This is a genomic window from Rhodococcus sp. T2V (assembly GCF_029269925.1).
GTDB lineage: Bacteria > Actinomycetota > Actinomycetes > Mycobacteriales > Mycobacteriaceae > Rhodococcus_F > Rhodococcus_F koreensis.
In genome coordinates this window covers 13,703-40,633 of the sequence record NZ_JARJBD010000056.1, presented here as the reverse complement: position 1 = coordinate 40,633, position 26,931 = coordinate 13,703, and the positions used below count along the sequence as shown (strand labels likewise).

Annotated in this window: 24 protein-coding genes and 1 tRNA gene; 7 read left to right on the top strand and 18 right to left on the bottom strand. The window is 68.8% G+C overall.

Going from position 1 to position 26,931, the window contains the following annotated elements:
• Nucleotide 1 precedes the first annotated feature (1 nt).
• Nucleotides 2-2,404, bottom strand: coding sequence for a phosphoketolase (locus P3H15_RS34765; protein WP_276141412.1), 2,403 nt, complete (start codon nt 2,402-2,404; stop codon nt 2-4).
• A gap of 166 nt (nt 2,405-2,570) precedes the next feature.
• On the opposite strand from P3H15_RS34765, the gene P3H15_RS34760 reads away from it, so the two are divergent.
• Nucleotides 2,571-2,643, top strand: a tRNA-Arg gene (locus P3H15_RS34760).
• Between the two features lie 120 nt (nt 2,644-2,763).
• Here the strand turns inward: P3H15_RS34760 and P3H15_RS34755 are convergent.
• The 10 genes from P3H15_RS34755 to P3H15_RS34710 are packed head-to-tail and all read right to left on the bottom strand — an operon-like array spanning nt 2,764 to nt 13,292.
• Nucleotides 2,764-4,422 carry an AMP-binding protein gene (locus tag P3H15_RS34755; RefSeq protein WP_276141411.1) on the bottom strand — a complete coding sequence of 553 codons (1,659 nt, stop codon included), beginning with the start codon at nt 4,420-4,422 and terminating at the stop codon, nt 2,764-2,766.
• A gap of 53 nt (nt 4,423-4,475) precedes the next feature.
• Nucleotides 4,476-5,264, bottom strand: coding sequence for a RhlG family 3-oxoacyl-ACP reductase (locus P3H15_RS34750; protein ID WP_276141410.1), 789 nt, complete (start codon nt 5,262-5,264; stop codon nt 4,476-4,478).
• A 28-nt stretch (nt 5,265-5,292) separates the two neighbouring features.
• Complete coding sequence (locus P3H15_RS34745; RefSeq protein WP_276141409.1) at nt 5,293-6,276, bottom strand: NADPH:quinone oxidoreductase family protein; 984 nt, start codon at nt 6,274-6,276, stop codon at nt 5,293-5,295.
• Nucleotides 6,277-6,311: 35 nt separating this feature from the next.
• Nucleotides 6,312-7,412, bottom strand: a complete 1,101-nt coding sequence (locus P3H15_RS34740; protein ID WP_276141408.1) for an acyl-CoA dehydrogenase family protein — start codon at nt 7,410-7,412, stop codon at nt 6,312-6,314.
• Nucleotides 7,409-8,599 carry an acyl-CoA dehydrogenase family protein gene (locus tag P3H15_RS34735; protein ID WP_276141407.1) on the bottom strand — a complete coding sequence of 397 codons (1,191 nt, stop codon included), beginning with the start codon at nt 8,597-8,599 and terminating at the stop codon, nt 7,409-7,411. Before P3H15_RS34735 ends, P3H15_RS34740 begins: the two co-directional genes overlap by 4 nt.
• Before the next feature lie 17 nt (nt 8,600-8,616).
• A complete protein-coding gene (locus tag P3H15_RS34730; RefSeq protein WP_276141406.1) occupies nt 8,617-9,651 on the bottom strand; it encodes a phosphotransferase family protein in 1,035 nt (344 codons plus the stop codon).
• Nucleotides 9,644-10,426 carry an SDR family oxidoreductase gene (locus P3H15_RS34725; protein ID WP_276141405.1) on the bottom strand — a complete coding sequence of 261 codons (783 nt, stop codon included), beginning with the start codon at nt 10,424-10,426 and terminating at the stop codon, nt 9,644-9,646. The genes P3H15_RS34730 and P3H15_RS34725 overlap by 8 nt, the downstream gene beginning before the upstream one ends.
• Before the next feature lies 1 nt (nt 10,427).
• Nucleotides 10,428-11,678, bottom strand: coding sequence for an acyl-CoA dehydrogenase family protein (locus P3H15_RS34720; protein WP_276141404.1), 1,251 nt, complete (start codon nt 11,676-11,678; stop codon nt 10,428-10,430).
• A complete protein-coding gene (locus P3H15_RS34715) occupies nt 11,665-12,477 on the bottom strand; it encodes an enoyl-CoA hydratase-related protein (RefSeq protein WP_276141403.1) in 813 nt (270 codons plus the stop codon). Before P3H15_RS34715 ends, P3H15_RS34720 begins: the two co-directional genes overlap by 14 nt.
• Nucleotides 12,474-13,292, bottom strand: coding sequence for an SDR family oxidoreductase (locus P3H15_RS34710; protein ID WP_276141402.1), 819 nt, complete (start codon nt 13,290-13,292; stop codon nt 12,474-12,476). The genes P3H15_RS34715 and P3H15_RS34710 overlap by 4 nt, the downstream gene beginning before the upstream one ends.
• A 160-nt stretch (nt 13,293-13,452) precedes the next feature.
• Here P3H15_RS34710 and P3H15_RS34705 point away from each other — a divergent pair, with 160 nt between their 5' ends.
• The 3 genes from P3H15_RS34705 to P3H15_RS34695 are packed head-to-tail and all read left to right on the top strand — an operon-like array spanning nt 13,453 to nt 16,543.
• The gene (locus P3H15_RS34705) at nt 13,453-13,932 is read left to right on the top strand and encodes a MaoC family dehydratase (RefSeq protein WP_276141401.1); all 480 of its coding nucleotides are present in this window, start codon (nt 13,453-13,455) and stop codon (nt 13,930-13,932) included.
• A gap of 5 nt (nt 13,933-13,937) precedes the next feature.
• Entirely contained in the window at nt 13,938-15,530 is a 1,593-nt protein-coding gene (locus tag P3H15_RS34700) for an AMP-binding protein (protein ID WP_276141400.1), read from the top strand.
• 5 nt (nt 15,531-15,535) lie between these two features.
• Nucleotides 15,536-16,543, top strand: a complete 1,008-nt coding sequence (locus tag P3H15_RS34695) for an NADP-dependent oxidoreductase (RefSeq protein WP_276141399.1) — start codon at nt 15,536-15,538, stop codon at nt 16,541-16,543.
• 69 nt (nt 16,544-16,612) lie between these two features.
• Here P3H15_RS34695 and P3H15_RS34690 read toward each other — a convergent pair whose 3' ends face one another.
• Complete coding sequence (locus tag P3H15_RS34690) at nt 16,613-17,989, bottom strand: MFS transporter (protein WP_276141398.1); 1,377 nt, start codon at nt 17,987-17,989, stop codon at nt 16,613-16,615.
• Between the two features lie 192 nt (nt 17,990-18,181).
• On the opposite strand from P3H15_RS34690, the gene P3H15_RS34685 reads away from it, so the two are divergent.
• Nucleotides 18,182-18,808: a TetR/AcrR family transcriptional regulator gene (locus P3H15_RS34685; RefSeq protein ID WP_276141397.1), complete on the top strand. Its 627-nt coding sequence runs from the start codon at nt 18,182-18,184 to the stop codon at nt 18,806-18,808.
• A gap of 7 nt (nt 18,809-18,815) precedes the next feature.
• Here the strand turns inward: P3H15_RS34685 and P3H15_RS34680 are convergent, their stop codons facing one another.
• The 6 genes from P3H15_RS34680 to P3H15_RS34655 form a co-directional block, all read right to left on the bottom strand.
• Complete coding sequence (locus P3H15_RS34680; RefSeq protein WP_276141396.1) at nt 18,816-19,454, bottom strand: TetR/AcrR family transcriptional regulator; 639 nt, start codon at nt 19,452-19,454, stop codon at nt 18,816-18,818.
• A 90-nt stretch (nt 19,455-19,544) separates the two neighbouring features.
• Nucleotides 19,545-19,946 (bottom strand): limonene-1,2-epoxide hydrolase family protein, encoded by a 402-nt coding sequence (locus tag P3H15_RS34675; protein WP_276141395.1) that lies wholly within the window; start codon nt 19,944-19,946, stop codon nt 19,545-19,547.
• Nucleotides 19,943-21,073, bottom strand: a complete 1,131-nt coding sequence (locus tag P3H15_RS34670) for a 3'(2'),5'-bisphosphate nucleotidase CysQ (protein ID WP_276141394.1) — start codon at nt 21,071-21,073, stop codon at nt 19,943-19,945. Before P3H15_RS34670 ends, P3H15_RS34675 begins: the two co-directional genes overlap by 4 nt.
• A complete protein-coding gene (cysC, locus tag P3H15_RS34665; RefSeq protein ID WP_276141393.1) occupies nt 21,063-22,913 on the bottom strand; it encodes an adenylyl-sulfate kinase in 1,851 nt (616 codons plus the stop codon). Before cysC ends, P3H15_RS34670 begins: the two co-directional genes overlap by 11 nt.
• Nucleotides 22,913-23,830 carry a sulfate adenylyltransferase subunit CysD gene (gene cysD, locus P3H15_RS34660; protein WP_276141392.1) on the bottom strand — a complete coding sequence of 306 codons (918 nt, stop codon included), beginning with the start codon at nt 23,828-23,830 and terminating at the stop codon, nt 22,913-22,915. The genes cysC and cysD overlap by 1 nt, the downstream gene beginning before the upstream one ends.
• Before the next feature lie 123 nt (nt 23,831-23,953).
• Nucleotides 23,954-24,877 (bottom strand): helix-turn-helix domain-containing protein, encoded by a 924-nt coding sequence (locus tag P3H15_RS34655; RefSeq protein WP_276141391.1) that lies wholly within the window; start codon nt 24,875-24,877, stop codon nt 23,954-23,956.
• Between the two features lie 91 nt (nt 24,878-24,968).
• Here P3H15_RS34655 and P3H15_RS34650 point away from each other — a divergent pair, with 91 nt between their 5' ends.
• On the top strand, nt 24,969-26,135 hold the full coding sequence (locus tag P3H15_RS34650) for a hypothetical protein (RefSeq protein ID WP_276141390.1): 1,167 nt from the start codon (nt 24,969-24,971) through the stop codon (nt 26,133-26,135).
• Nucleotides 26,132-26,929, top strand: coding sequence for an SDR family oxidoreductase (locus tag P3H15_RS34645; protein ID WP_276141389.1), 798 nt, complete (start codon nt 26,132-26,134; stop codon nt 26,927-26,929). Before P3H15_RS34650 ends, P3H15_RS34645 begins: the two co-directional genes overlap by 4 nt.
• The last annotated feature ends 2 nt before the right edge of the window (nt 26,930-26,931 follow it).

The window sequence follows — 26,931 nt, the reverse complement described above, 5'->3', positions numbered from 1 at the left end:
GTCACGACCACGTCCAGTCGCGCACCTCGGGCATGTCCTCGAGGTGCGCGACGACGTATTCGCCGTGCCGTTCGAGTTGCCGGAGGCAGAAGTCGGCCAACTCCGTGGCACCGGCCGGTTCGCGCCGCGTGCGGCGCAGCGCGGCGAGGGCGAGGTGGTAGCGGCTCATCCGGTTGAGCACGACCATGTCGAACGGTGTGGTCGTGGTGCCCTGTTCGCTGAAGCCGCGGACATGGAAGCGGTCCGGTGCGGGACGTCCGTGCATCAACTCGTGGACGGCGCGCGAGTACCCGTGGAACGCGAACACCACGTGGGTGTCCGCGGTGAAGAGGTCGAGGAACGTGCGCGCGTCGAATCCGTGCGGGTGCTCGGTGGGTGTGAGCAGCCCCATCAGGTCGACGACGTTGACCACCCGGGTGACCAGTTCCGGGGTGTGTTCGCGCAGCAACTGCGCGGCGGCGAGAATTTCCTGGGTCGGGACGTCCCCGGCGGCGGCGAGCACGACGTCCGGTTCGGTGCCCGCAGAAGACTCCGTTCCCGCCCACTCCCACACCGACGCCCCGGCCGCGCAGTGCGCGTGCGCCTCCGCGAGGGTCAGGTACTGCAGGTGCGGCTGCTTGTCGACCACGACGAGGTTGACGTGATCGGTGCTGCGGAGGCAGTGGTCGGCGATCGAGAGCAGGGTGTTCGAGTCCGGTGGGAGCCACACGCGGACCACGTCCGGTGCGAGCGGGATGACGGCGTCGATCATTCCCGGCCCCTGGTGGCTGAACCCGTTGTGGTCGTTGCGCCAGCAGGTGCTGGTCAGCAGGACGTTCAGCGACGCCACCGGCGCGCGCCACGGCAGATCCACCGCATGCTGCAGCCACTTGGTGTGCTGGACGAGCATCGACACGCTCACCATCGCGAAGGCCTCGTAGCTCGCGAACAGTCCGTGCCGCCCCGACAACAGGTACCCCTCCAGCCAGCCCTCGCAGAGGTGCTCGCTGAGGACCTCCATCACCCGGCCACGGGCCGACAGTCCGTCGTCGTAGTCGGTGACCGGAAGCTGCCAGCACCGGTCGGTCACCTCGAAGACGGCGCCCAACCGGTTGCTGGACGTCTCGTCCGGGCAGAACAACCGGAAGTAACCACCGCCGTCGGTCGTGGTGGTGGCGGCGTAGAGGTCGCGGAGCAGTTCCCCGAGCACCCGGGTGGTCTCGTGGTGGGTGGTGCCGGGTTTCTCGATCGGGAGCGCGTACTTCTCCAGGGGCGGCACCGGAAGATCCGCGCGCAGGCGGCCGCCGTTCGCGTACGGCGACGAACCCATCCTCTTGTCACCCTGCGGCGCCAGCCGCACGAGGTCCGGCACGAGTGCGCCGGACGAGTCGAACAGTTCGTCCGGGCGGTACGACCGCATCCACTCCTCGAGTTGACGCAAATGGGCCTCGTCGGTGCGGACCCCCGACAGCGGAACCTGGTGCGCCCGGTGCGTGCCCTCGACGAGCACGCCGTCGACGGTGTGCGGACCGGTCCAGCCCTTGGGGGTGCGCAGCACGATCGCCGGCCACTGGGCGGCGCTGCGCCTGCCTGCCTGCGCCTCCCGCCGAAGGTCGGAGATCGCGGTGTGGGCGTCGGTCAGCGCGCGATGCAGCGCGGGGAAGACCTGCCGCGGGTCGTCGCCCGAGACGACGACCGGCGCCCACCCCTGACCGCCGAGGAACGCTTCGACGTCGGCGTCGCTGCTGCGGCCGTGGACGGTGGGCCCGGCGATCTTCGCACCGTTGACGTGCAGGATCGGCAACACCGCACCGTCGCGTTCCGGATTGAGGAATGCGGGCAGTTTCCACGACGCGGACAGCGGTCCCGTCTCCGCCTCTCCGTCCCCGATCACGCACGCCACCAATAGATTCGGGTGGTCGAACGCCGCCCCGGCGGCGTGTGCGAGCGCGTAGCCGAGTTCGCCGCCCTCGTGGATGCTGCCCGGAGTCTGCACGCTGACGTGACTCGGGATGCCGCCCGGCGTCGAGAACTGCCTGCAGAGCCGGTGGATACCGGCGGCGTCGCGGGACACGCCCGGATACACCTCCGAGTACGTCCCCTCCAGGTACGTGGCGGCGACGAGCGCCGGACCACCGTGACCGGGACCGGTCACGTAGAGACAGTCGGTGTCGGTCCGGCGGATCAGGCGGTTCAGCAGGGCGTAGATCATCGACAGCCCCGGACTCGTTCCCCAGTGCCCGAGCAACCGGGGTTTGATGTGTTCCGGGCGCAACGGCTCCCGCAGAAGCGTGTTGTCCTGCAGGTAGATCTGCGCCACCGTCAGATAGTTGGCCGCCGCCCACCACCGCAGGTCCGACTCGAGGTCGGCATCGGAATAGTGCCCGTCGGAATCCTGCGACCCCGGCTGCCGTACATCGGTCATTCTCGACCCCTCCCCGAGAGTTCGCGAGCGTCCACGTCCTCCCGACACTAGGCGTGTTCGGGCCTCTACCGGGGCGAGTCCACGAAGTAGGGGGACCGATTTGGTCGATCCCCCTACCTATGCGCTACCATTGGCCAGCCCAATCGGCACACCGGTTTTCCGGTGCGCCCCCGTAGCTCAGGGGATAGAGCGTTCGCCTCCGGAGCGAAAGGTCGCAGGTTCGAATCCTGCCGGGGGCACACGACAAAGCTGCACCGCTCCGGCGGTGCAGCTTTTTTCGTGCCTGATCGACGGGACGAACGGGACGCTCGTTCGATCTGACGCTACGAGCGTCCCGTTCGTCGGAGACGGTGGCGGGTTCAGGCCGGGGTGCTGCGGCGCATCTCGCGTCGGAGGATCTTCCCACTGGCCGTCTTGGGTAGTTCGTCGACGATCTCGACCCGCCGCGGTGCCTTGTAACTGGCGAGCCGCTCCCGGCAGTACTCGACGAGGTCGTCCGTCTCCACCGTCTGCCCGGGGCGGAGGCTGACGAACGCGGCGACGGTCTCGCCGCGGTAGCTGTCCGGTTCGCCGACGACGGCCGCCTCCCGGACGGCGGGATGCCGGTAGAGGACGTCCTCCACCTCACGCGGCCAGACCTTGAAACCGGACGCGTTGATCATGTCCTTCTTGCGATCGACGACGTACACCCAGCCCTGGTCGTCCATGAATCCCACGTCGCCGGTGAGCAACCGGCCGCCGGGCAGCGACTGCGCCGTGGCGTCCGGCTTGTTCCAGTACGCGGGCACGACCATGGGTCCGTCGACGGCGATCTCCCCGACCTCGAGTGGGTCGAGGTCGGCGCCGTCCTCCCCGACGATGCGGATCACGGCGGAGGGCAGCGGCAGGCCGATCGCCAGCGTGCCGGACGACGGATCGACGGGCGCCTCCAGATTCGGTGGGACGACGACGCACGGCGCGCTGGTCTCGGTGAGCCCGTACCCGTTGCGGATGTACTTTCCGGTGAGGTCCCGGAATCGTTCGACGATGGCGGGTGGCAGCGGGGCGCCACCGGACATCACGGCCTCCAGCGAGGCGAAGCGCTCGCCGGAGAAGTCGGGGTGCGCCATCAGCGCCATGTAGGCGGTGGACGGGCCGACCATGAACACCGGCCGCTCCCGCTCGAGGGCGTCGAGCACCACGCCGGCCTCGAACCGGTATGCGAGGATCAACGGCGACGCCAGGTCGATCGCGGTGAGCAACTGGCACACCATGCCGGTGATGTGGAACAGCGGGGCGAGCGCGAAGATCGGCGAACCGGCGGGTTTGCTCTCGTACAGGCGCAGGATGGAACTGTTGACGGTGAGGTTCCGGTGCGTGTTGGTGGCGCCCTTGGGGACTCCGCTCGTTCCGGACGTGTAGGACACGAGCGCGATGTCGTCCGGAACCAGCCCGGGATCCGGCAGGTCGGCGCCCGCGCGGGCCCGGGCCACCTCGAGCAGGTCGGGCACGCCCTCGGCGCGCGCCCGGGTCACGCCCCCGAACACCCGCGCGTCGTCCGAGGTCTGGATGTCGAGTTCACTGGCGGTCAGCGCGATCCGCACGCCGGCGGCGGACGCGCGCTCCCCCACCCGATCGGCCCACGCGTTCTCGCTGCACACGATCGCGGTGACTCCGGCGTCGGTGAGGATGTGGGCGAGCTCGTCCCTGTACATCGGGTTCAGCGGGACGACGACCCCGCCGGCCTTCCACGTGCCGATCAACGCCAGCACGAACTGCGGGACGTTCTGCAGGTAGATCGCGAGCCGGTCGCCGGTCCCGAATCCGTTCTCCGCGAGGTATGCGGCCACGCCGTCGCTGAGTTCGTCGACCTCGCGGTAGCTCAGGGTGCCGCCGAGGTACCGGACGGCGGGCCCGTCCGGGGCGGACTCGACCGCGGCCGAGAACATGTCGAGCGCTGTCCGGGCGGGGATCTCCCCCACGGAGCGCGTGTTCTCGTCGTACCGGTCCATCCAGGGCCTGTCGTCGTACCAGCTCATCGTCGCCGTGCCGCCTCTCGCTCGTTCCGTGTTCCGACTGCGTGACCTGCTGTTCAGCGTGTGCCCGACATACCGCCGTCGACGGGGACGACGGTGCCGGTGACGTAGGCCCCGGCGCGTGAGGAGAGGAAGATCGCGGTGCCCGCGACGTCTTCCGGTGTGCCGACCCGGCCGAGCGGCACCGATCCCTCGATCGCCTCCTTCCGCTCCGGGTCGTCGAGAATGAAGGCCATCATCTTGCTCGGAAAGGGTCCCGGCGCAATGGCATTGACGGTGATCCGCTCCGCGGCCAGCGCCGCGGCGAGCTTGCGGGTGAGCATGTGGACCGCGGCCTTGCTCGCACCGTACGAGAAGTTCTCGGTACCGGACACCACCAGTCCGTCGATCGACCCGATGTTGATCACCCGGGCGGGGTCGCCGTCCGTCGCCGCGGCCCGCAGACTCGGCAGCAGCGCCTGGGTGAGCAGGAACACGCCCTTGACGTTGATGTCGAAGATCTTGTCGAACCCGGCGGCGGGGAAGTCGTCGATCGGCGCACCCCACGTCGCGCCGGCGTTGTTCACCAGGACGTCCAGTCGGGGCGAGATGTCGGCGACCCGCGCGACCAGCCCCGCGATCCCCGCCTCGGTGGACAGGTCGGCGGGGTGGGCGTGGCACGTGCCCGGGCCGAGGGCGGACAGTTCGGCCGCGGCCTTCTCACACGGCTCCGCCTTGCGGGCGGAAATCACGACGGTCGCCCCGGCCTGGACGAACCCCTGCGCGATCATCCGGCCGATACCCCGCGAACCTCCGGTGACCACCACGGTCTTGCCTGCGACGTCGAACAGCGAACCTGCATCCATGTGCGTTCCCTTTCAGGGCTGGAAGACTTCAGGGTTGGAAGACGAGGCGGCCGACGGTGCTGCCGTCGCCGAGCCGGCCGATTCCGTCGGCCACGTCCGCGAGCGAGAGCCGCTCGCTGATGAGCGGCCTGATCGCCCCGGACTCGGCGAGGCGGGTCAACTCCTCGTGGCAGTCGGCGATCGCCTGCTGGTTGTACTGCTTGTACAGGCCCCAGTGCAGTCCGATGATGGAGTAGTTCTTGATCAGGGCGTGATTGAGGCCGGGCGTCGGGATGGTGCCGCCTGCGAAGCCGATGATGAGGATCCGGCCCTCGAACGCGATGCACTTGGTGGACTTCGCGTAGGCGTCGCCGCCGACCGGATCGTAGACGACGTCCGCGCCGCGTCCGCCGGTGAATTCCTTGACCAGCGGGACGAAATCTTCGGTGCGCCGGTCGATCACCAGATCCGCGCCCAGCCGCCGGCAATAGTCGGCCTTGTCTGCGCCACCGACGACGCCGATGACCTTCGCTCCCGCCGCCTTGCCCAGTTGCACCGCGGCGCTGCCCACTCCGCCCGCGGCAGCATGCACGAGCAGCGTCTCCCCCGGCTTCAGTTGCGTCCGCCGGTGCAGCGCGAACCAACTCGTCTGGTAGCCGATGCTCAACGCCGACGCCTCGGCGTCGTCGAGTGTGGACGGGGCCGCGAACGTATTGACCTCGTCCATCACGGCCATCTGCGCGAATGCGCCGCCGGGCAGGTTCGGGTTGCCGATCACCCGGTCGCCGGCGGCGAAGCGGGTCACACCGTCACCGACCGCGACCACCTCGCCGCACAGCTCGACTCCGGGCGTGAACGGCAGTGGCGGCTTGATCTGGTATTCGCCGCGGCACAGCAGCACGTCGGGGAAGTTCGCCGGTGCGGCGAGGACCCGGACCAGTACCTGCCCGGGGCCTGCCGTGGGATCCGGAACCTCCTCGAGCTGCAGCGCGGTGCGCGGCTCGCCGAGTTCGTGGACTCGCCATGCCTTCATGGATTGCTTCCTGACTGTCGGTGGTGGGGCCCGGGTTACGCGGGCAGGTCGATCAGGCCGGCGAGGTGCGCGCGGTGACGGTAGGCGGTGCCGAATGCCAACTGGTCGCTCTTCGCCCTCTTCAGATACAGGTGGGCGGGGTATTCCCAGGTCATGCCGATCCCGCCGTGCAACTGAACGCACTCCTCCGCGGCGTGGACCGCGACCCCGCTGCAGTACGCCTGCGCGACGGCGGCCGCGACCTCGGCGTCGGCGTCGCCCCGGGCGGCGGTGTCGGCGGCGTAGCGGGCGGCGGCGGCCGCGGACGTCACTTCGAGCCACAGGTCGGCAAGGCGGTGCTTGATCGCCTGGAACGACCCGACGGCCCGGCCGAACTGGGTTCGGTCCTTGACGTACGCGAGCGTCGTCTGGAAGCACCACTGCGCGAGCCCGAGTTGCTCGGAGGCGAGAAGTGCGGCGCCGAGAACGAGGGCCTCCCGGACCGCGTCCGCGGCGTTGCCGTGGTCGATGCGGGCGGACGCTGCGGCGTCGAACGCGACGTCGGACAGCGGCCGGGTCATGTCGAGCGCGAGCACGGGGGTGACGGTGACCCCGGCGGTGCCCGCGGGCACCGTGTGCAGTTCGAGCCCGGCCGGACCCTCGACCGGCACTATCAGGATGTCGGCATCCGCGGCGCCCGCGACACCGGTCACGGTCCCGGTGAGGGAGTCGCCGTCCCGGCGCACGGCCGGGGTGAACCGGCCGGGTGCGGTCGCGAGCCCGACCGTGAGCGCACCGGTGGTGGTGCCGTCGGCGAGTGCGCCGACCGTCTCGGTGTCGCCCGCCTTCAGCAGCGCGACCGTCGCGAGTACGGCGCTGGACAGATACGGGACGGGTGCGACGGCGCGCCCGATCTCCTCCATGACCACCGCGGCCTCACGGGCGCTCGCCCCGGCGCCGCCCAGTTCCTCGGGGACGAGCAGACCGGCCAGGCCGAGTTCGACGGCGAGGGATTTCCACACCCCGGAGAAGTCGGCGGGCGTCCCGTCGTACGCCCCGATGACCAGTTCGTGCGAGCAGCGGTCGGCGAGCAGCCGGCGGACGCTGTCGCGCAGGGCGTCTTCCGTGTCGGAGTACAGCAGATCTGCGGTGTTCATCGGGGCAGGTCCTTCCAGGCGATGTCCTTGTCGACGCGATGCTCCGGCGGGAGGCCGAGGACGCGTTCCGCGATGACGTTGCGCAGGATCTCGGACGTGCCGCCCTCGATCGAGTTGCCTTTCGCGCGCAGGTACCGGTATCCGGGTTCGCGGCCGGTGAAGTCGACCCTGTCCGGGCGGCGCATGGTCCAGTCGTCGTAGCGCAGCCCGGCCTCACCGTGGAGTTCGATATCGAAACCCGAGATGGTTTGCGCGAGCCGTGCGAAGGCCAGCTTCAGGCCGGATCCCTCGGGGCCGGGCTGCCCGGCCTCGAGTTGCTGCCGCAGCCGTTCGCCGGTCAGCCGGGCGACTTCCGCTTCGACCCACAGCCGGAGCAGTTCGTCGTGCATCGCGGGGTCGCGGAGCTCGGGTTGTTCGCGCCAGGCGCGGGCGACCGGTCCGATCATGCCGCTCTCGCGGACGGCCGCGGAACCGCCGATCGCGACCCGTTCGTTGTTGAGGGTCGCGGTGGCCACCTTCCAGCCCTGTCCCTCGCTGCCGAGCCGATCGGAATCGGGAATGTGGACGTCGGTGAGGAACACTTCGTTGAACTCGGCCTCACCGGTGATCTGCCGCAGCGGCCGGACGTCGATTCCGGGATCGCTCATGTCGCACAGGAAGTAGGTCAGCCCGGCGTGCTTGGGCACCGACGGATCCGTGCGGGCCACAAGGATGGCCATCTGCGCGTTCTGCGCCCCCGACGTCCACACCTTCTGCCCGTTGACCGTCCATCCGTCACCCTCACGGACGGCTCGCGTCGCGACGGCGGCGAGGTCGGAACCCGCCCCCGGTTCGCTGAACAGCTGACAGTAGATGTGCTCGCCGGTGAAGATCGGCCGAAGGTACTTCTGCTGCTGTTCGCCGGTGCCGAACGCGGCGATGGTCGGCGCCGCCATGCCCAGCCCGATCCCGTTGCGGCTCTTCGCCGGGCCGGGCGCCCCTGCGGCCGCGAGTTCGGCGTCGACCTGCGCCTGGAAGCTCTGCGGCAGGCCCAGACCGCCGCGCCCGGGCGGGAAGTGGACCCACGCGAGGCCGGCGTCGAATCGGGCCCCGAGGAACCGGGCCGGATCCGACTGTTCGTTCTGTTCCAGGAGGGTCGCGATGCGGCCGCTCAGGTCGCGTGCGATCGCCTGTTCGTCAGTGCTCATCGTCCTCAGTCCTTCGGTCAGATTCCGGCCCGGGCGGCGATGTCGCACGCCTTGGCCACGAGGTCGTCGATGCGCTCGACGGTCGGGGTGCCCGCGGCCGCCTTGTTCTCCGGTTCGTCCCGGGCGCGGCGCATGACGCCCTCCGCGATGACCGCCACCTTCCACAGGCCGAGGACGTGCCAGAACGCCAGGGCTTTCGGGTCGCGTCCGGTCTCGTCGAGGTACACCCCGGCGATCTCCACCCGGTCCGGGAAACCGTCGAGGGTGGACGCCGGGAAGTCGCCGCCGGTGGTCTCACCCGGCTCCGGCCAGTACGCGAGCAGGCTGCCGACGTCGGCGAGCGGGTCGCCCAGCGTGCACAGCTCCCAGTCCAGGGCGGCGGTCACCTCTCCGGTCGCGTGGGAGGTGATGACGTTGCGCAGGTGGAAGTCGCCGTGCACGAGAGTCAGTTCCCGCTGTTCCGGCACCGAGTCGGTGAGTCGTCCGGTCAGGTCGTCGAGGGCGGGCAGCTCGCGGGTCTTCGACTTCTCCCACTGACCCGACCACCGCTTGAGCTGACGCTGCGCGTAAGGCTTGTGGCTGGCCAGGTCGATCAAACCGGTGCCCTCGAGGTCCACCGCATGGATCTTCGCCAGCGTCCGCGGCAGCGACAGGCCGATCGCCCGGCGACGTTCCGGGGTCAGGGACTCCGCGATCGACATGCGATCGACGACCTGTCCGTCGACGAACTCCATCAGCAGCAGCGGTACCTCGGTGACCTCCGGGTCGTCGGTGAGCCCGAACACCCGCGGGGTGGGCACCGCGGTGTCCTCGAGGGCGGAGAGGATCCGCGCCTCGCGGGCGACGTCGTGGGCCGACGCGAGCAGGTGCCCGAGGGGTGGGCGCCGGAGCACCCATCTGCGACCCGCCCGGTCCTGGACCAGGTAGGTGAGGTTCGACTGGCCGAGGCCGATCCGGTCGAAGGTCAGCGGTCCGGCAGTGTCGATGCCGAGCGCGCCGATCCAGCGGCTCACGGCCTCGGTGTCGATGCCGACGACGTCCACGCTAGACACCGAGCTGAGCCCCCTGCCGGAACGGAGTTGCGTCGCCGAGCAGTTGCCCGCCGTCGATCGCCATGGTTTCGCCGGTGATCCAGCTCGCGGCATCGGAGACGAGGAACGCGACCGCGGACGCGATGTCCTCGGGTTCGCCGATCCGCCCCAGCGCCGTGGACGCCGACACGGCCTGCTCGTGGTCCTTCCACAGCGCCTCGGCCAGCTTGGTCCGCACGACACCGGGAGCGACGGCGTTGACCCGCACGTTGGGTGAGAGTTCCAGTGCCAGTTGCTTGGTGAGGTGGATCAGGGCGGCCTTCGATGCGTTGTACAGGCCGATGTTCGCCTCGAACGCCATGCCGCCGATGGACGCGGTGTTGACCACGGCGCCGCCTTGCTCGCCCATCCACGCCTTCGTGGCGAGGCCGGTCCACAGCACCGGCGCCCACAGGTTCACGTCGAAGGTCTTGGCGAACCGTGCGTGGTCCTGGTCGATGACCGGTCCGAAGGCGGGGTTGGTTCCCGCGTTGTTGACGAGGATGTCCAGGCTGCCGAAGCGTTCGACGGTGGTGTCGACGCAGCGCCGGGCGGCGTCCTCGTCGACGGCGTGCGCGGCGACGCCGATCGCGGTCCCCCCGACCTGCGCTGCGGCGGCGTCGGCCGATTCCTGGGAGCGTGAGGTGAGCACCACGTTGGCACCGGCGGCCGCGAGGGCCCGGGCGACGGCCAGGCCGATACCCCGCGAGGCGCCGGTGACGATCGCGGTGCGTCCGGTGAGGTCGAGTCCGGCCATGTCAGCTCACCGCAACCTTGTGTCCGTTGGTGGAAGCGTGGGCGGCGTCGCGGTACTGCCGCAGTTCCTGCCGCGCGATGGCGCGCTTGTGGACCTCGTCGGGACCGTCGGCCAGGCGCAGGGTGCGCAGATGCGCCCAGGCCATGGCGAGGGGGAAGTCGTCGGTGACGCCCGCACCGCCGTGCACCTGAATGGCCCGGTCCACGATCTTCAACGCGATGTTCGGAGCCGCCACCTTGATCGCCGCGATCTCCGTCCGCGCCTCCTTGTTTCCCACCGTGTCCATCAGATACGCCGCCTTCAGCGTCAGCAACCGGATCATCTCGATCTCGATGCGCGCCTCCGCGATCCAGTCCTGGATGTTCGCGTTCTCACTGACCGGCTTCCCGAACGTCACCCGCGACGACGCCCGGCGGCACATCAATTCGAGTGCCCGCTCCGCCATCCCGATCGCCCGCATGCAGTGGTGGATCCGGCCCGGCCCCAGCCGGGCCTGGGAGATCGCGAATCCCTCGCCCTCGCCCTTCAGCACGTCCGTCACCGGCACCCGCACATCGGCGAAATCGATCTCCGCGTGCCCCTCACGGTCCTGATACCCGAACACCGGCAGCCCCCGCATCACCGTCACCCCGGGCGCATCGATCGGCACCACCATCATCGACTGCTGCCGGTGCGGCGCCGCCGACGGATCCGTCTTGCCCATCACGATCAGCACCTTGCAGTTGCGGTGCAACGCGTTCGACGCGAACCACTTGCGGCCGTTCAGCACGTACTCGTCGCCGTCACGCACCATCGACAACTCCACGTTGGTCGCGTCCGAACTCGCCACCGCGGGCTCGGTCATCGCGAACGCCGACGCCATCGTCCCGTCGAGAAGCGGCTTCAGGTACTTCTCCTTGTGCTCGGCCGTGCCGAACAGCTCCAGTACCTCCATGTTGCCCGTGTCCGGCGCATTGCAGTTGCACGCCTCCGACGCAATGTGGCTGCGCCCCATGATCTCCGCCAACGGGGCGTACTCGAGGTTGGTCAACCCCGCGCCCGTGCCCGGGTGCGGATGGAACAGATTCCACAGCCCCCGGCGCCGTGCCTCCGCCTTGAGCTCCTCCAGAACCGGCGGCTGGAAATGCGGATCCCCCGACTCCCGCATCTGTTTCTCGTACACCGCCTCCGCCGGATACACGTGCGAATCCATGAACTCGAGCAGAACGACCTGCAACTGCTGGGCGCGTGCGGAAATGTCAAACAGGGACATGGGAACTCCTGACGGGTAGTGAGGGAAACACGGGTGTGCGCTTGTCGAGGTGGCTCTGGACTCCCTCGACGAGATCGGCCCCGCGGAACGCCTGCACCATCAGGCCTTCCGCTCGGGCCACGGAGTCGGCGTAGGTGCCGTCCGCATCGCGGTGCAATTGGTCCTTGATGACGGCCATCGACGTCGGCGAGCAGTTCGCCGCCAGGTCCGCGGCATAGGCGACCGCGGCGTCGACGACCGAACCGTCCGGCACGAGGTGGTCGACGAGTCCGATGCGCAGCGCCTCCTCGGCGTCCACCATGCGGCTCGACAGCAGCAGGTCGGTGGCCCGGCTGCGCCCCACGAGTCGGGGCAGCAGCCAGGAGATGCCGTATTCGGCGATCAGCCCGCGCTTGGCGAACGCGGTCGTGAACCGTGCCGATGCGGACGCGAACCGGACGTCGCAGTAGAGGGCCTCCACCATGCCGAGTCCGGCCGCGACCCCGTTGATCGCCCCGATGAGCGGTTTCCGCAGCGTTGCGGGAAGGTCGCGGGGGCGCGGGCGGAGGAGGTCCGCGTCGGACACGTCACCGACGGCCTGCAGGCGGCCGAGGTCGGCGCCGGCGCAGAACCCGCGCCCGGCTCCGGTCACGACGATCGCGCGCACGTCCGGGTCGTCCTCGGCGTCCACGAGCAGCGTGAAGTAGCGGTCCTCGAGGTCGTCGGTCCAGGCGTTCAGCTTGCCGGGCCGGTTGAATGTCAGTACCAGGACCGGTCCGCGCCGCTCGGCGAGGACCAGGTCTGCGGGCTCGTCGGTCACGCGTGCTCCAGCAGCGAACTCTGGAAACGGCGCATTCCGCGCAGCCAGCGGTCGTAGTCGGACCCCTTCTGCCGGTACATGGTGAGGACGCTCTCGTGCGGCAGGATCAGGAACGTCTCCCGGTCCACGGCGTCGAGCACGATGTCGGCGACCTGCTCGGGCTGCAGCACCTCCCCCGCCGAGACGACGGCCTTCGTGGCGGCGACGCCGAGGGGATCACCCGAGTTCTCGCCCGAGCGCATCAACTTCGTCTCGACTCCCATCGGGCAGAGGCAGCTGACGCGAACCCCGTCGTCCCCGTACGTGACCGACAGCCATTCGGCGAACGCGACGGCCGCGTGTTTGGTGACCGCGTAGGTCGCCGAGCCGATCTGGGTGAGGAGGCCGGCGGCAGAGGCGGTCGACACGAAATAGCCCTCGCCGCGCGCGATCCACTTCGGCACGAGTTGCCGGGCGGCGCGAATGTGGGCGCGGACGTTGACGTCGAACGCGAGGTCCCAGTCGGCGTCGCCGGCGTCGAGGCCGGGCGCTCCCGCGATGCCGGCATTGGCGAAGTAGAGATCGACCGGCCCGAACTCGGTCTCCGCACGGTCGATGATGCGCCGGATCTGATCGGCGTCCGCGACGTCGCCACCGTCGGCGACGGCGGATCCCGGGTGGCGGGCGTTGATGCCGTCCGCGACGACGGCGGCTGCGTCCGGGTCGAGATCGGCGACCAGCACCTTGGCGCCCTGTTCGGCGAGACGGTCCGCGATCGCCCCGCCGATTCCGCCGCCACCGCCGGTCACGATGGCGACCTTCTGTGCAACCTTCACGAGGTGTCCTCTCCTTCGCCGTGCGTTGTGACTCGCGTCTCTCTTTTGTATAGTTGAATCCGTCGTCAAGTTCAAGTGTTTGGGGTCGGCAACACACGACTTCCGATGCAGCCAACGTGACACATCCAGGCCCTGCACCACCCGGAATCGAGGGAGACAGATGACCGACACCACCGCACTGCCCGTTCGCCCCGCGAGCTTCGACGAGCTCACGGCGCTGATCGGCAAGGAGCTGGGCCCCACCGACTGGCACGACGTCACCCAGGAACGCGTCAACGCCTTCGCGGACGCCACCGGCGACCACCAGTGGATCCACATCGATACCGAGCGCGCTGCCGCCGGCCCGCTCGGCGGCACCATCGCGCACGGCCTCTACAGCCTGTCCCTCGGACCGGCCCTGTCGGCTACCCTGCTGCGCTTCGACGGCTTCGCACACAGCCTCAACTACGGCTACAACAAGGTCCGCTTCCCCGCGCCGGTGCCGGTAGGTTCGCGCATCCGGATGCGTGCCACCATCCGATCCGCGGAACAGGTCGGGGGCGGCATCCAGGTGACCATGTCCCAGGTCGTCGAGCGCGAGGGCTCCGACAAACCGGTGGTCGTGTCCGAGTCCGTCGCCCGCGTCGTCGAGGCCGGCTAGCAGCCGTGAGCACTTGTGAACCGCCCGCGGTTGACAACTACTCACGGGCGAATGTGCTCGATCCGGTGTCCCGCCACGCCGACGCCACTCCCGACAACATCGCGCTGAGAGGTGCGGACAGCACCCTGACCTACGGACAGTTGCGCGCCGCGAGCACCCGGTACGCGGGAGCGCTCACCGAAGCGGGCCTGTCCCCCGGCGACCGAATCCTTCTGGCCGCACCCTCGGTGCCCGAGTTCGTGGTCGCGTACCTGGGCATTCAGGCGGCGGGGTGCGTCGTGGTGCCGGTGAACACGATGTCGACCCGGCCCGAGACCGAGTACGTCCTCACCGATGCCGGCGCCGCACTCGCCATCGTGTGGCACGAACTCGGGCCCGCGATCGCCATCGTGTGGCACGAACTCGGGCCCGCGATCGCCGACGCGGCCGCCGCACTGCACATCCCGGTCTGGACGCTCACCCCCGACAGTGCGTCGCCGGACACCGAGCCGGCTGCCGTCGCCGAGCGGGACCGCGACGACACCGCCGCCATCCTCTACACGTCCGGCACCACCGGGCGGCCGAAGGGCGCGGAGCTGACGGTGGGGAACCTGCTGTCCGGCGGCGAGATCGGCGCCGAATGCAGTCGCGGTTCGAGCGAAGACCGGACCGGCACCGGACTTCCCCTGTTTCATGTGTTCGGCCAGGCCTCGGTCATGATGGCGACGTTCACCGGCGGTGGGTCGCTGACGCTGCTGGCCCGATTCGATCCGGCGGCGATGCTCGCCCTGCTCCGCCGCGACCGCCTGACGATCATGGCCGGTGTGCCGACGATGTGGAACGCCATGCTGCATGCCGCGGACGGCGCCGACTCGCAGGATTTCACGCAACTGCGCATCGCCATCTCCGGGGGCGCGTCACTTCCGGGTGAGGTGGCCCGCGAATTCGAGTCCCACTTCGGGTGCACCATCCTCGAGGGCTACGGGCTCACCGAGACCACCGCGTTCGGCACGTTCAACGACATCGACCGCGGCGGGAAGATCGGCTACACGGGTCGCGCGGTGCCCCGGCTTGCGGTCGAGGCGCGGGACCACGACGGGCTCGCCTGCCCGCCCGGGACCGTCGGCGAGGTGTTCGTGAAGGGGGCGACGGTGATGAAGGGCTACTGGAACCGGCCGTCCGACACCGCCGCCGTCCTGGACCCGGACGGCTGGCTGCGCACCGGGGACCTGGGCGAGATCGATGCGGACGGGGATCTGCGCATCGTCGATCGGGTGAAGGATCTCATTATCCGGGGCGGCTACAACGTGTACCCGAGTGAGGTCGAGGAGGTCCTGTACACGCACCCCGACATCGTCGAGGCCGCCGTCGTGGGCGTCCCCGACGATCACTACGGCGAGGAGGTGGCTGCGGTCGTGGCCACCGTCCCCGGTTCCGGGCTGGACGGCGCCCAACTGACCGGCTGGGCCCGGGAACGGCTGTCCGCATACAAGATTCCCCGGATCGTCGCGATCGTCGACTCCCTTCCGAAGGGTTCGACCGGAAAGATCCTCAAACGGTCGATCGACAGGACCGCGCTGAGAAACGACGCACTGACCGCAGAAGCACCCGAAAGGTGAACACCGTGACAACCGTGAACAGGCAGGTCCGACTGGCGAAGCGTCCGGTCGGCCGTCCCGACGACTCCACCTGGGAGATCACGTCGGAGCCGATACCCGAACCCTCGGACGGCGAATTCACCGTGAAGGTGGACTACGTGTCCCTCGACCCGGCGATGCGCGGGTGGCTCGACGACGTGAAGTCGTACGTGCCGCCGGTCGCGATCGGCGAGGTGATGCGCACCCACGCCGTCGGCCGGGTGGTGGCGTCGAAGAACGCGAAGTTCCCCGAAGGACAGCTCGTGTCCGGGCAGTTCGGCGTGCAGGAGTACGCGCTCTCCGACGGCCGCGGCGCGCTCACCGTCGACGAGTCGCTCGCCCCGGCACCGACGTGGCTGGGCGCACTCGGATTTCCCGGCATGACCGCCTATTTCGGCCTCACCGACGTCGGCAGACTGGAGAAGGGCGACACCGTGCTCATCTCGGGCGCGGCAGGAGCGGTCGGGAGCATCGCCGGACAGATCGCCAAACTGAAGGGCGCCACGGTGATCGGCATCGCAGGCGGCCCCGAGAAGTGCGCGTGGCTGACCGAGGATCTGGGTTTCGACGCGGCGATCGACTACAAGTCCGAATCGGTCGGGAAGGCGCTGCGCGCCGCCGCACCGGGCGGGATCGACATCTACTTCGACAATGTCGGCGGGGAGATCCTCGACGCCGCGCTGGCCCGGCTTCGCAAGAACGCCCGGGTCGCGCTGTGCGGCGCGATCTCCGGATACAACGCCACCGACCCGCAGCCCGGGCCGTCCCGGTACCTGTCGCTGCTGGTCAACCGTGCGTCGATGACGGGGTTCATCGTGTTCGACTACCTCGACCGGTTCCCCGAGGGCATGGAGGCGATGTCGGAGTGGATCCGTGCCGGCGAGATCGTGACCCGCGAACAGGTCGAGACCGGGGGCGTCGAGGCGTTCGGCCGCACCCTCAACCTGCTGTTCGACGGCGCCAACACCGGCAAGCTGGTACTGAAGATCAGCTGAGCGAGAGGTGACGACGATGCCCACCGCCGAGATCCGGCGGTGGGCATCGTCGTGAAAGGGGCGGGCCGTCTAGTAGAACTGGGCACCGGGCACGGCAGTCGGATCGCTGCGGACCTCGGCAGTGTTGGTCTCGCGGAGCTTCCACGCGCAGAGGAAGGTGACCAGCCCCATCAACGCGACGAAGACGGCGACGAACGTGGTGGTCCCGGTCTTGGCGATCAGCGCGGTCATGATGAACGGGGTGCCGCCGCTCACCGTGATCGCGGCCAGCTGATACGCCAGCGAGGCGGCGGAGTACCGGACGTTGGGAGCGAACAACTCACCCATGTACGCGGCGATCGGCCCGTACGTCATGGACTGGAAGACGCTGCCAACCGTGACGGCAATGAAGAACAGCACCAGGTTCCGGGTGTTGATCAACCAGAAATACGGGAACGCCCACACGATGATCATCGCCGCACCGATCAGGATCATCGGCCTGCGCCCGATCTTGTCGGACATGTGCCCGGACCACAGCACCACACCGACCGTGAGCGCCGCGCTGAGCAGCGAGATCGCGAGCAGGTCGTTGCGCTTCATCCCCAGTTCCGCGGTGCCGTAACTGAGCACCCCGGCGATGGAAATGTAGAACAGCGAGTTGGTGGCCGCGAGCAGGCCGCAGCCGAGCAGGATCTTGCGCCAGTGGTCCCTGATCGCCTGGGTCAGCGGTGCGCGGACGACGGTCCCGTTCTTCTTCTCCGCCTCCTCCTGCAGGTGACGGAATTCGGGGGTGTCCTCGACCTTGGTCTGGATGTACAGCACGACCGGGAACAGCAGTGCGCTGGCGAAGAACGGGATCCGCCAGCCCCAGCTGAGGAACGCCTCGTTCGAGATCGCCGCGGTGGCGCCGAGGAACACGAGGTTGCCGAGCAGGACACCGAACGAGACACCCATCTGCCCGAAGGTGCCGGAGAATCCCCGGCGCTTGGGACTGGCCGATTCGGTCAGCAGCAGCACGATCCCACCCCACTGACCCCCGCACGCGAGGCCCTGGACGAACCGCAGGACCACCAGCAGGATCGGGGCCGCGATCCCGATGGTCGCGGCGCCGGGCAGGCAGCCGATCAGGAACGTCGCCAGCCCCATGAACAGCAGGCAGGTCACGACCGCCGGTTTGCCGCCGTACTTGTCACCGAAGTGACCGGCGACGAGGCCGCCGAGCGGGCGGGCGACGAAGCCGGCCCAGAAGGTACTGAACGAGAGCAGGGTGCCCACCAACGCCGACGCGCCGGGGAAGAAGACGTGGGGAAAGACCAGTGCCGCAGCGGTTCCGTACAGGAAGAAGTCGTACCACTCGATCGAGCTGCCGACCAGGCCCGCCGCCAGCAGTTTCCGATGTGCACGCGTGCGCGAGACGGCCGTGTCGCCGGCCGCGTCCTTACTCGGCTGCACCGCGGATGAAGTCATCCGATCACTCCTCGAGATAGGTCTACGGGTGGATGTGGGATCGCGATTTTTCAGAACCTGACGCCAACTTCAAGTCAGTGAGCGCTTGCTTAGTGTGTGTGAACAGTGATGTGATGTCAATCACTCGAGGGGATTGGTCTTGCCGAATCCCGCCGGCACGGACGAAGCTCGATGCGGCGGAGAGGACCACCGATGACCGAACTGCGAGACGACGTGTTCGCGACCGAGCAGGCCAGCCCGGGTCCGCCGACCTCCGAGGAGCGCCTGCTCCGCGCGGCGACGACGCTGTTCTCCGACAAGGGTTTCGAAGCCACCCGCACGCGGGACATCTCCACGACGGCGGGAATGAGCCCCTCCGCGATGTATGTGCACTTCCCGTCGAAGGAGGATCTGCTCTTCCAACTGGTCCGCCGGTCGAACGAGCGCGCCCTCGCGCTGGTGCTCAGCGCGGTCGCACCGTTCACCGACCCGATCGACCGCGTCCGGGCCCTGGTCCGCGAGTTCAGCATCATGCACGCCCGGAACTTTCGCCGGGCGCGCATCGCCCAGTACGAGAGCAGGCATCTCAGTCCCGAACATCGCGAGACGGTAGCCGAGACCCGGCTCCAGATCCGGGTCGCCGCGATGCGCGAGGTGCAGAACGGGCTCGATCAGGGTGTGTTCCTCATTCCCGACCCCCGCGTCGCCGTTCTGGCGATCATGTCCCTCGCGGTGGACATCTGCCGCTGGTACAGCCCCGACGGCGAATTCACGCCGGAGGAACTGGGCGACATCAACGCCGCTCTGGTTCTGCGCATCCTCCACGCCCCCGGCTTCTGACGGCCCCTCACACGCGGTCCGGGACGCGCAGCGCGTTCGTCCACATCCGCGCGAGCCCGGCGTTCAGTTCTTCGAACGTGAGTGCTCGCCGCTCGCTCGGCGGTCCGACGAAATAGCCGTAGGCCATTCTCCCGACCATGGCGGACAACGCCTTCGACGTCAGCATCGGGTCGAGCGACGCGTCGGCGAGACCCCGAGCCTGCAGATCGGCGATCGCCCTCGCGTTGCGCAGGTAGAACGTCTCGTCCCGAGTGCGCTCCAGTTCACGGAATGCGGGGTCGACGTGCGCGACCTGCTCGAGCAGGGCCAGCAGACGCGCATTCCGGCGGCACGCGTGCAGGTATGCCCGGATGCTCGCCTCCACGACCGCGTGCACGTCGTCCTCGTCCTCGACCCGCCCCATCCCGGGATGCAGCAGGTCGTTCTGCGTCACCTCCACGACCGCCGCGAACACTTCCTCCTTGCCGGCGAAGTAGGTGTAGAAGGAGCCGGTCGAGAGTCCGGCCTCCTTGCTGATGTCGACGAGGCGGGCGTCGAGGTATCCCTCGCGCTCGAACACCACCCGGGCCGCGGCGACGAGGCGATCGCGGGTGCGGACACCCCGGGCGGTGACCGGCGGTGTGGGTGCGGTTCGCGGGCGCGACATGCCATTCGCCTCTCCGGTGTGACGGTCGTCATACCCCCGGGGTCAGCGTAGAGCCAACTTGAACCTGACGTCAACATTTACTGCGGTGAGTCACCCACCACCGGCCGCGGCCTGGATCGGCGCCATGTCGAAGTAGTCGCGCCAGGTGGTGATCTTGCCGCCGGTGATCTCGAAGACCCCGACGACGGGCAGTTCGACGACGGTGCCGTTGAGGGTGAACACGTCGATCCGCTCGTTCATCACCACCCCGCTCGACTCCTCGGCGTTGGGACTCTGGCCGCCGTCGGTGACCTGCCGGTGCACGCGGAAGTCGATGCCGCCGAAGGCCGCGGTGAAGCCGGCGACGAACTCGCGGATCGCGTCACGACCGATGACCGGTTCCATCGGAATATTGTGATAGACGGCGTCTTCCGCGAAGTATTCGGCGATCTTCGCCGGATCGGGCTCGATCCACTCGGCGCAGAATTGGGTGACCAGCTGGTCCGGGGTCATCGGTTCTCCCTCTCGATCGCGAACGGTTCGATGATGGCCATGACGGACTGGATCGCCCCGGCCGGGATGTCGAAATGTTCCGTGATCCGGACCGACGTCACCTCGGTAGGTGTGGCCCCGAGGTCGAGCACGAACCGGGCCACCACGTTGTCGCCCCATTCGTGGAAGGAGAGGTCGCGCACGGCCTGGATGGCCTGGTACTGCAGTCCGTTCTCGAGCTCGTCCCGGATGAACGCCCCCGATTCGCCCGTGTGCTGCCCGTTCTCCACCCGCCACGCGTTGTCCGCGAGACGCACCTTGGTGGCGTCGTGACTGACCAGGGCGTCGATGTAGGCCCTGGCCATCGCGACGCGTCCACTGTCGGCCGTGTCGGTGGCGTGTTTCGCGATCGCCGCGAGCAGGGGCGCGGCGAGTTCCGGCCGGCAGATCAGCAGGTCGGGGAGATAGGGGTGGGATTCGTTGTAGTCCAACGGGGTTCCGTCGATCCGCGAGCAGTGCAGGCCCGCGGCCACGGCGACGCCGACGGGGGCCGCCGAGTCCCATTCCCACTGCCCGCCCGCATGGATGTACGCGTCGACGTCCCCGCGGAGCACCGCCATCGCCTTCGCGCCCGCAGAACCCATGGTGGAGACCTCGGCACCGATGTCCGTCGCGACGGCGTCGACGAACGCGGGCGGCCTGCTGGCGGACACGACGATCCGCGGGCGGGCAGGCAGCTGTTCGGCATGGACCGCGTGGCTGTCGTCGTCGCTGGCGTACACGGCGCCCAGTGCCGGTTGCGCGACCGCGGCCGCCGTGATGCCGCGACCGCGTTCCCACAGCGCGACGTGCACCGCCCAGTCCGAGTGCCCGGGCAGTCCGTACTCCTTGGACCCGTCGAGCGGGTCGATGATCCACACCCGGGACCGCTCCAGCCGGGACCGGTCGTCGGCCGACTCCTCGGAGAGGATCGCGTCTTCGGGTCGCTCCGCCGCGAGCTTGCCGAGGATGAACGCATCGGCGGCGATGTCGCCACGCCTGCCGAGTTCACGACCGTCGGCCGATCCCAGTCCCGCGGTGCGGATGTCCAGCAGCAGGGCGCCGGCACCGGAGGCGATGTCGGCCGCGAGTCGTGCGTCAGTGATCACGTGTCAACAATTCCATAATTCTCGCGGCTTGTTCGGTCGGCGTGCCGTCCTCGGGCCGCAGCACGAGTTCGGCGTTCCGGGGCGCCTCGTACGGGTCGTCGACCCCGGTGAATCCCGTGATCTCCCCGGCGCGGGCCTTCGCGTACATGCCCTTGGGATCGCGCGCCTCGCACTGGTCCACCGGCGTGTCGACGAACACCTCGACGAAGTCGAGCCCGGCAGCCCGATGCTGTTCCCGGACGCGATCCCGGTCCTCGCGGTAGGGGCTGATCAGCGATGCGATCGCGACCACCCCGGAGTCGGCGAGCAGTTGCGCGACGGCGCCGACGCGCCGGACGTTCTCGGCGCGGTCCTGCGCGCTGAACCCGAGGTCGGCGTTGAGGCCGTGCCGCAGGTTGTCGCCGTCGAGCCGGTAGGCGGGCACCCCGGACGCGACCAGGCGGCGCTCGAGTTCCACCGCGACCGTCGACTTTCCCGACGCCGACAGTCCGGTCAGCCACACGGTGCGACCTCGCGTCGCCCGCTCCTCCCGCGACACGGCCGCCGCGTGCCACACCACCTTCGACCGCGACAGCGTCGGCCCGGTGATCATGCCGGCGGCGACCGTGTTGTGGGTCGACTCGTCGACGAGGATGAAACTGCCCGTCACGTGGTTGCGGCGGTACGGGTCGAACATCAGCGGCTGCGACGTTCTCAGCTGCACACGGCCGATCTCGTTGAGCGACAGCGACTGTGCGGACTCGTCGCGGTGCAGTGTGTTCACGTCCAGCCGGTAGTCGAGCCGCGTGATCGACGCCGTGGTGGCACGGGTGGTGTGCAGCAGCGTGTACCGGGCATCCGGTGTCAGCGCGGACTGTTCGCTGAACCAGCAGACCATCGCGTCGAGTTCCTGCCCGACGAGCGGACGGTTGTTGGGACGGCACAGCACGTCTCCGCGGCTCACGTCCAACTGGTCCGCGAGTTGCACGCACACCGCCGACGGTGCGAACGCCTCGTCGAGGCGGGTTCCGCCGGGACCCCAGATGGCACTGACGGTGGACGTGAATCCCGACGGCAGGGCCACCACCTCGTCGCCCGGCTTGAACACCCCGCTGGCGACCGTCCCCGCGTAGCCGCGGAAATCGTGCAACGCCGAATCGGTCTGGCGCTGCGGACGGACCACGTACTGCACCGGGAACCGCGCGTCGATCAGGTTGCGGTCGGACGCCACGTGCACCTGCTCGAGGTAGTGCAGCAGCGACGCTCCCTCGTACCAGGGCATGTTGACGGTACGTTGCGCGATGTTGTCGCCGCGCAGCGCCGACACCGGGATGAACGTGAGGTCGTGGACCTCGAGTTTGATCGCGAACTGCCGGAACTCCTCCTTGATCTCCTCGAAGCGTTCCTCGGACCACCCGACGAGATCCATCTTGTTGACGCACAGCACGAGGTGCGGAATCCCGAGGAGGCTGGCGATGAAGGCGTGGCGGCGGGTCTGCTCGAGGATCCCCTTGCGGGCGTCGACGAGGATCAGGGCCAGGTCGGCAGTCGACGCGCCGGTCACCATGTTCCGCGTGTACTGCTCGTGCCCTGGCGTGTCCGCGATGATGAATTTGCGGTGCGGCGTGGCGAAATAGCGGTGCGCGACGTCGATGGTGATGCCCTGCTCGCGTTCGGCGCGCAGGCCGTCGGTGAGCAGAGCCAGATTCGCGTGTTCGTCGCCCCGTTCGCGGCTGGTGCGTTCGACCGCCTCGAGCTGATCCTCGAAGATCGCCTTGGAGTCGTAGAGCAGCCGGCCGATGAGGGTGGACTTGCCGTCGTCGACGCTGCCCGCGGTCGCGACCCGGAGTAACTGCGGCATCAGAAGTACCCTTCCTTCTTGCGGTCTTCCATGCCGGCCTCGGAGATCCGGTCGTCCGCCCGGGTCGCCCCGCGCTCGGTCAGCCTGCTCGCGGCGACCTCGGTGACGACGGCCTCGGGGCTGGTTGCCGACGATTCGACGCAACCCGTGCACGTGGCGTCGCCGACGGTCCGGAAGCGGACGAGGGCCTCGTACGGTTCGTCACCGGGGAGCAGGGTCAGGAACCGGGTGTGCGCCAACAGCATTCCGTCGCGGAGCACGACCTCCCTGCGGTGCGCGTAGTACAGGGACGGAAGCTCGATCCCCTCCTCGCTGATGTACTGCCAGATGTCGAGCTCGGTCCAGTTGGACAGCGGGAACACCCGGATGTGCTCCCCCTTGCGGTGCCTGCCGTTGTACAGGCTCCACAGTTCCGGGCGCTGCGCCCGCGGATCCCACTGCCCGAACTCGTCCCGGAAGCTGAAGACCCGCTCCTTCGCGCGGGCCTTCTCCTCGTCGCGCCGGGCGCCGCCGAAGACGGCGTCGAACCCGTGGGCGCGGATGCCGCGCAGCAGCGCGGTGGTCTGGAGCCGGTTGCGGCTGGCCCGCGGACCCGTCTCCTCGCTGACGCGACCGGCGTCGATGTCGTCCTGCACACTCGACACCACCATCCGCAGGCAGAGGCGTTCGACGGTCCGGTCGCGGAACTCGAGGACCTCGTCGAAGTTGTGGCCGGTGTCGACGTGCATGACGGCGAACGGGAGCGGCGCGGGCCAGAACGCCTTGGCGGCCACGTGCAGCATTACCACCGAGTCCTTGCCGCCGGAGAACAGCAGGACCGGTCGCTCGAATGTGGCGGCCACTTCTCGGAAGATGTGCACGGCTTCGGCTTCGAGCGCGCCGAGGTGGGACAACTCGTATACGGGCGGTGCGGTCATGGGCGACTCCTCGTCGCGAGTTCCTTACCGGTCGCTGTTCCATATTTGGACCAGCCCGGTCGAAAACGAATGCACCTCCGAGAATAGAACGTGTTTCAGATTGCGGTCAATGCCTCCCGCCCGTCACCGCGGCCGGCGGCCACCCACCTCCGTCGTGATCGCGTCCGCGGCCGCGGCGAGGGCCTTGCCCCGCCGCGCGATCTCGGACGGGGCGAGTTCGGTACCCACGTAGAGGGTGAGGACCATGGCCTGGTGACCCTCGGCGTCGTACGTAGGCGCCGCGATGAGGCTGACGGGGTGCGGCGACGCGGGGTCCGCGTGCTCGGCGTCCAGGTACACCCGCTCCCCCAGGCTGGACACCATCTCGCCGAGCACGTCGCGCAGCTCCGGCGGCAGATCGTGCGCGGCCACCCCCGCCATGAGCGTGTGCAGGCGCTGCCCGACCGGGGTGAGCGTCTCCACGAGGTACCCAGTGCGGGAGCACTCGTCCACGACCGTGCGCAACCGGTCGCGGTCGAGGCGCACCGGCAGTGTGGGCTCGCGCCGCAGCCACGACTGCAGGGCGTCGTCGCCGTCCCACAGCACGTACATCAGGCCGACGGGCGGCGCGAACGGGTACATTTCCCCCACCTTGGCGGCAGCCCGCACCCCCGGCGGACTCGTCAGCTCCAGGACGGCGATGCGGTCGCCGACCACCGCCGACGCCGTGCAGGTGGTCCGGAACTCGTCGCTGAGCACGGCGAGATGCCTGCGTGCCACCGGCCCGGCGGCGAACCCCTGCTGGGCCGCGCGGCCCGCCGCGATGAGGGCAGGCCCGAGACCGTACGTCTTCGTGGCCGGATCCCGGACGAGGTAGCCGCCGCGGGCCAGCTCGGTGAGGATGCCCAGGCACGTCGGCTTGCTGATGTCGAGTTGCCGGGCCAGCTCCGACAGCCCGAATCGGTGCTCCTTGCGGGCCACCAGGAAGTCCAGCACCTGCACCACCCGCTCGGTCGGCGGCGACCGCCGGCCCTGCGCCCGGTCGGACATCTCGCCCTCGTGCCCCATTGACCACTCCTTAGAACACGTTCTATTGTCGGTTCATCAATGTTCTACCACGCAGGTACATATTTGTACCACCCCTCGTGAGGAGCACGGTGTGCTGACCGACCCATTCGCCGACGCCATGGCCGAGGCCGAGAAACTGATCGAGAGCGCCCCCCACATCCGCACCGAACAGGACCTGCTGGAGGGCTACCAGTACCTCGCCGGCGGAATCCTCGCGACGACGCACGCGGCCTGGGCCACCGAACGGTCGCACCCGACGTTCATCTCGGGCACCGGCCCGTACATGAAGATGGGCCTGGACAACCCGGACACCCTGTACTTCGGTGCGCGGATCGACGACGACGTCGAATACGTGGTCACCGGACGACGCGGCACCACGGCGGACCTGAGCTTCCAGGTGCTGAACGGAAATTACACGGCCGCACACGTTCCCGGGAGCGTCACGGCATTCGACGACCGGGAGATCGACATCGAACCCGACGGCTCGTTCGAGGTGCGGTTCGGCCCGGACGACAGTGCGGGCCGGCGAAACTACTTCACCCTCGCGCCGGATTCGTCACAACTGGTGGTCCGGGAGGTGTACAGCGATTGGAGTCAGCGGCGCGGCACCATTCGCATCGCCAGGGCAGATACGGTCGGCACCGCCCCGGGCCCGCTCACCCGCGAGACCGTCGAAAAGCGGTACGCGCGTGCGGGCAAGGCCCTCGTCGCGCGGGTGAAGACGTGGCTGCAGTTCCCGGAGTGGTTCTACCTGAACCTGCCGGTGAACACGATGACCGAACCGCGGCTCACTCCGGGCGGTCTCGCCACCCAGTACTCGTCCGTCGGGCACTACGAACTCGCCGAGGACGAAGCCGTCGTCATCACCGTCCCCAAAGCCGACGTGCCCTACCAGGGCTTTCAGCTCGGCAGCATGTGGTACATCTCCCTCGACTACGTCAACCACCAGACGTCGCTGAACGTCGCGCAGTCGCAGGTGGATCCCGATGACCACATCCGTCTCGTCGTGTGCGAGCGCAATCCCGGCGTCGCCAACTGGATCGCCACCGTCGGGCATCTCCGGGGCTACCTGCAGTTCCGCTGGCAGCGCGTCTCCCGCGAACTGACCCCGGACGACGGTCCCCGGGTCGAGGTCGTGAAGTTCGACGAGATCCACCGGAGCCTGCCGTACTACGACTCCAACAAGATCTCCCCCGAGGACTTCGCCGCACGCATCGCCGCACGCCAGGCCGCGGTGGCCGACCGGATGCTGGGATGACCGCCATGACTACTCCACAACTGCTGCAGGACAAGGTCGTCGTCATCTCCGGCGTCGGACCGGCCCTGGGCCGCACCCTCGCCGTCCGCTGCGCAACCGCCGGCGCCGACGTGGTGCTGGCCGCCCGGACCGCGTCGCGCCTCGACGAAGTGGGCAAGGAGATCATCGCCGTCGGTCGGCGCGCGGTGACCGTCCCGACCGACATCACCGACCAGGCCTCGGCCGAGAACCTGGTGTCCGCGGCCGTCGACGCGTACGGCACGGTCGACGTGCTGATCAACAACGCGTTCTCGGTTCCGTCGATGAAACCGCTGGCCCGCACGGAGTTCGATCACATCCGCAGCAGTTTCGAGTTGACCGTGCTCGGGGCGTTGCGGCTGACCCAGCTGTTCACTCCCGCACTCGCCGAGGCGAACGGCGCGGTGGTGAACATCAACTCGATGGTGCTCCGGCACTCCCAGGAACGGTACGGCAGCTACAAGATGGCCAAATCCGCTCTGCTCGCGACGTCGCAGTCGCTCGCCACGGAACTGGGACCGCAGGGCATCCGCGTCAATTCCGTTGCTCCCGGCTATATCTGGGGAGACACGTTGAAACAGTATTTCACGCACCAGGCCGAGAAGTACGGGACGACCGTCGAGCAGATCTACGAGCACACCGCCGCGAACACCGATCTGAAGAGGCTCCCCACGACCGAGGAGGTCGCCGACGCCGTGATCTTCCTGGCCTCCCCGTTGGCGAGCGCCGTGACCGGCCAGTGCCTCGACGTCAACTGCGGCGAATTCCACCACTAGCG

Bases quoted from the DNA above. Each gene is read 5' to 3' on its own strand.
- P3H15_RS34765 (WP_276141412.1), bottom strand. From the start codon at position 2,404: ATGACCGATGTACGGCAGCCGGGGTCGCAGGATTCCGACGGGCACTAT.
- P3H15_RS34755 (WP_276141411.1), bottom strand. From the start codon at position 4,422: ATGAGCTGGTACGACGACAGGCCCTGGATGGACCGGTACGACGAGAAC.
- P3H15_RS34750 (WP_276141410.1), bottom strand. From the start codon at position 5,264: ATGGATGCAGGTTCGCTGTTCGACGTCGCAGGCAAGACCGTGGTGGTC.
- P3H15_RS34745 (WP_276141409.1), bottom strand. From the start codon at position 6,276: ATGAAGGCATGGCGAGTCCACGAACTCGGCGAGCCGCGCACCGCGCTG.
- P3H15_RS34740 (WP_276141408.1), bottom strand. From the start codon at position 7,412: ATGAACACCGCAGATCTGCTGTACTCCGACACGGAAGACGCCCTGCGC.
- P3H15_RS34735 (WP_276141407.1), bottom strand. From the start codon at position 8,599: ATGAGCACTGACGAACAGGCGATCGCACGCGACCTGAGCGGCCGCATC.
- P3H15_RS34725 (WP_276141405.1), bottom strand. From the start codon at position 10,426: ATGGCCGGACTCGACCTCACCGGACGCACCGCGATCGTCACCGGCGCC.
- P3H15_RS34720 (WP_276141404.1), bottom strand. From the start codon at position 11,678: ATGTCCCTGTTTGACATTTCCGCACGCGCCCAGCAGTTGCAGGTCGTT.
- P3H15_RS34705 (WP_276141401.1), top strand. From the start codon at position 13,453: ATGACCGACACCACCGCACTGCCCGTTCGCCCCGCGAGCTTCGACGAG.
- P3H15_RS34690 (WP_276141398.1), bottom strand. From the start codon at position 17,989: ATGACTTCATCCGCGGTGCAGCCGAGTAAGGACGCGGCCGGCGACACG.
- P3H15_RS34685 (WP_276141397.1), top strand. From the start codon at position 18,182: ATGACCGAACTGCGAGACGACGTGTTCGCGACCGAGCAGGCCAGCCCG.
- P3H15_RS34680 (WP_276141396.1), bottom strand. From the start codon at position 19,454: ATGTCGCGCCCGCGAACCGCACCCACACCGCCGGTCACCGCCCGGGGT.
- P3H15_RS34675 (WP_276141395.1), bottom strand. From the start codon at position 19,946: ATGACCCCGGACCAGCTGGTCACCCAATTCTGCGCCGAGTGGATCGAG.
- cysC (WP_276141393.1), bottom strand. From the start codon at position 22,913: ATGCCGCAGTTACTCCGGGTCGCGACCGCGGGCAGCGTCGACGACGGC.
- cysD (WP_276141392.1), bottom strand. From the start codon at position 23,830: ATGACCGCACCGCCCGTATACGAGTTGTCCCACCTCGGCGCGCTCGAA.
- P3H15_RS34655 (WP_276141391.1), bottom strand. From the start codon at position 24,877: ATGGGGCACGAGGGCGAGATGTCCGACCGGGCGCAGGGCCGGCGGTCG.
- P3H15_RS34645 (WP_276141389.1), top strand. From the start codon at position 26,132: ATGACCGCCATGACTACTCCACAACTGCTGCAGGACAAGGTCGTCGTC.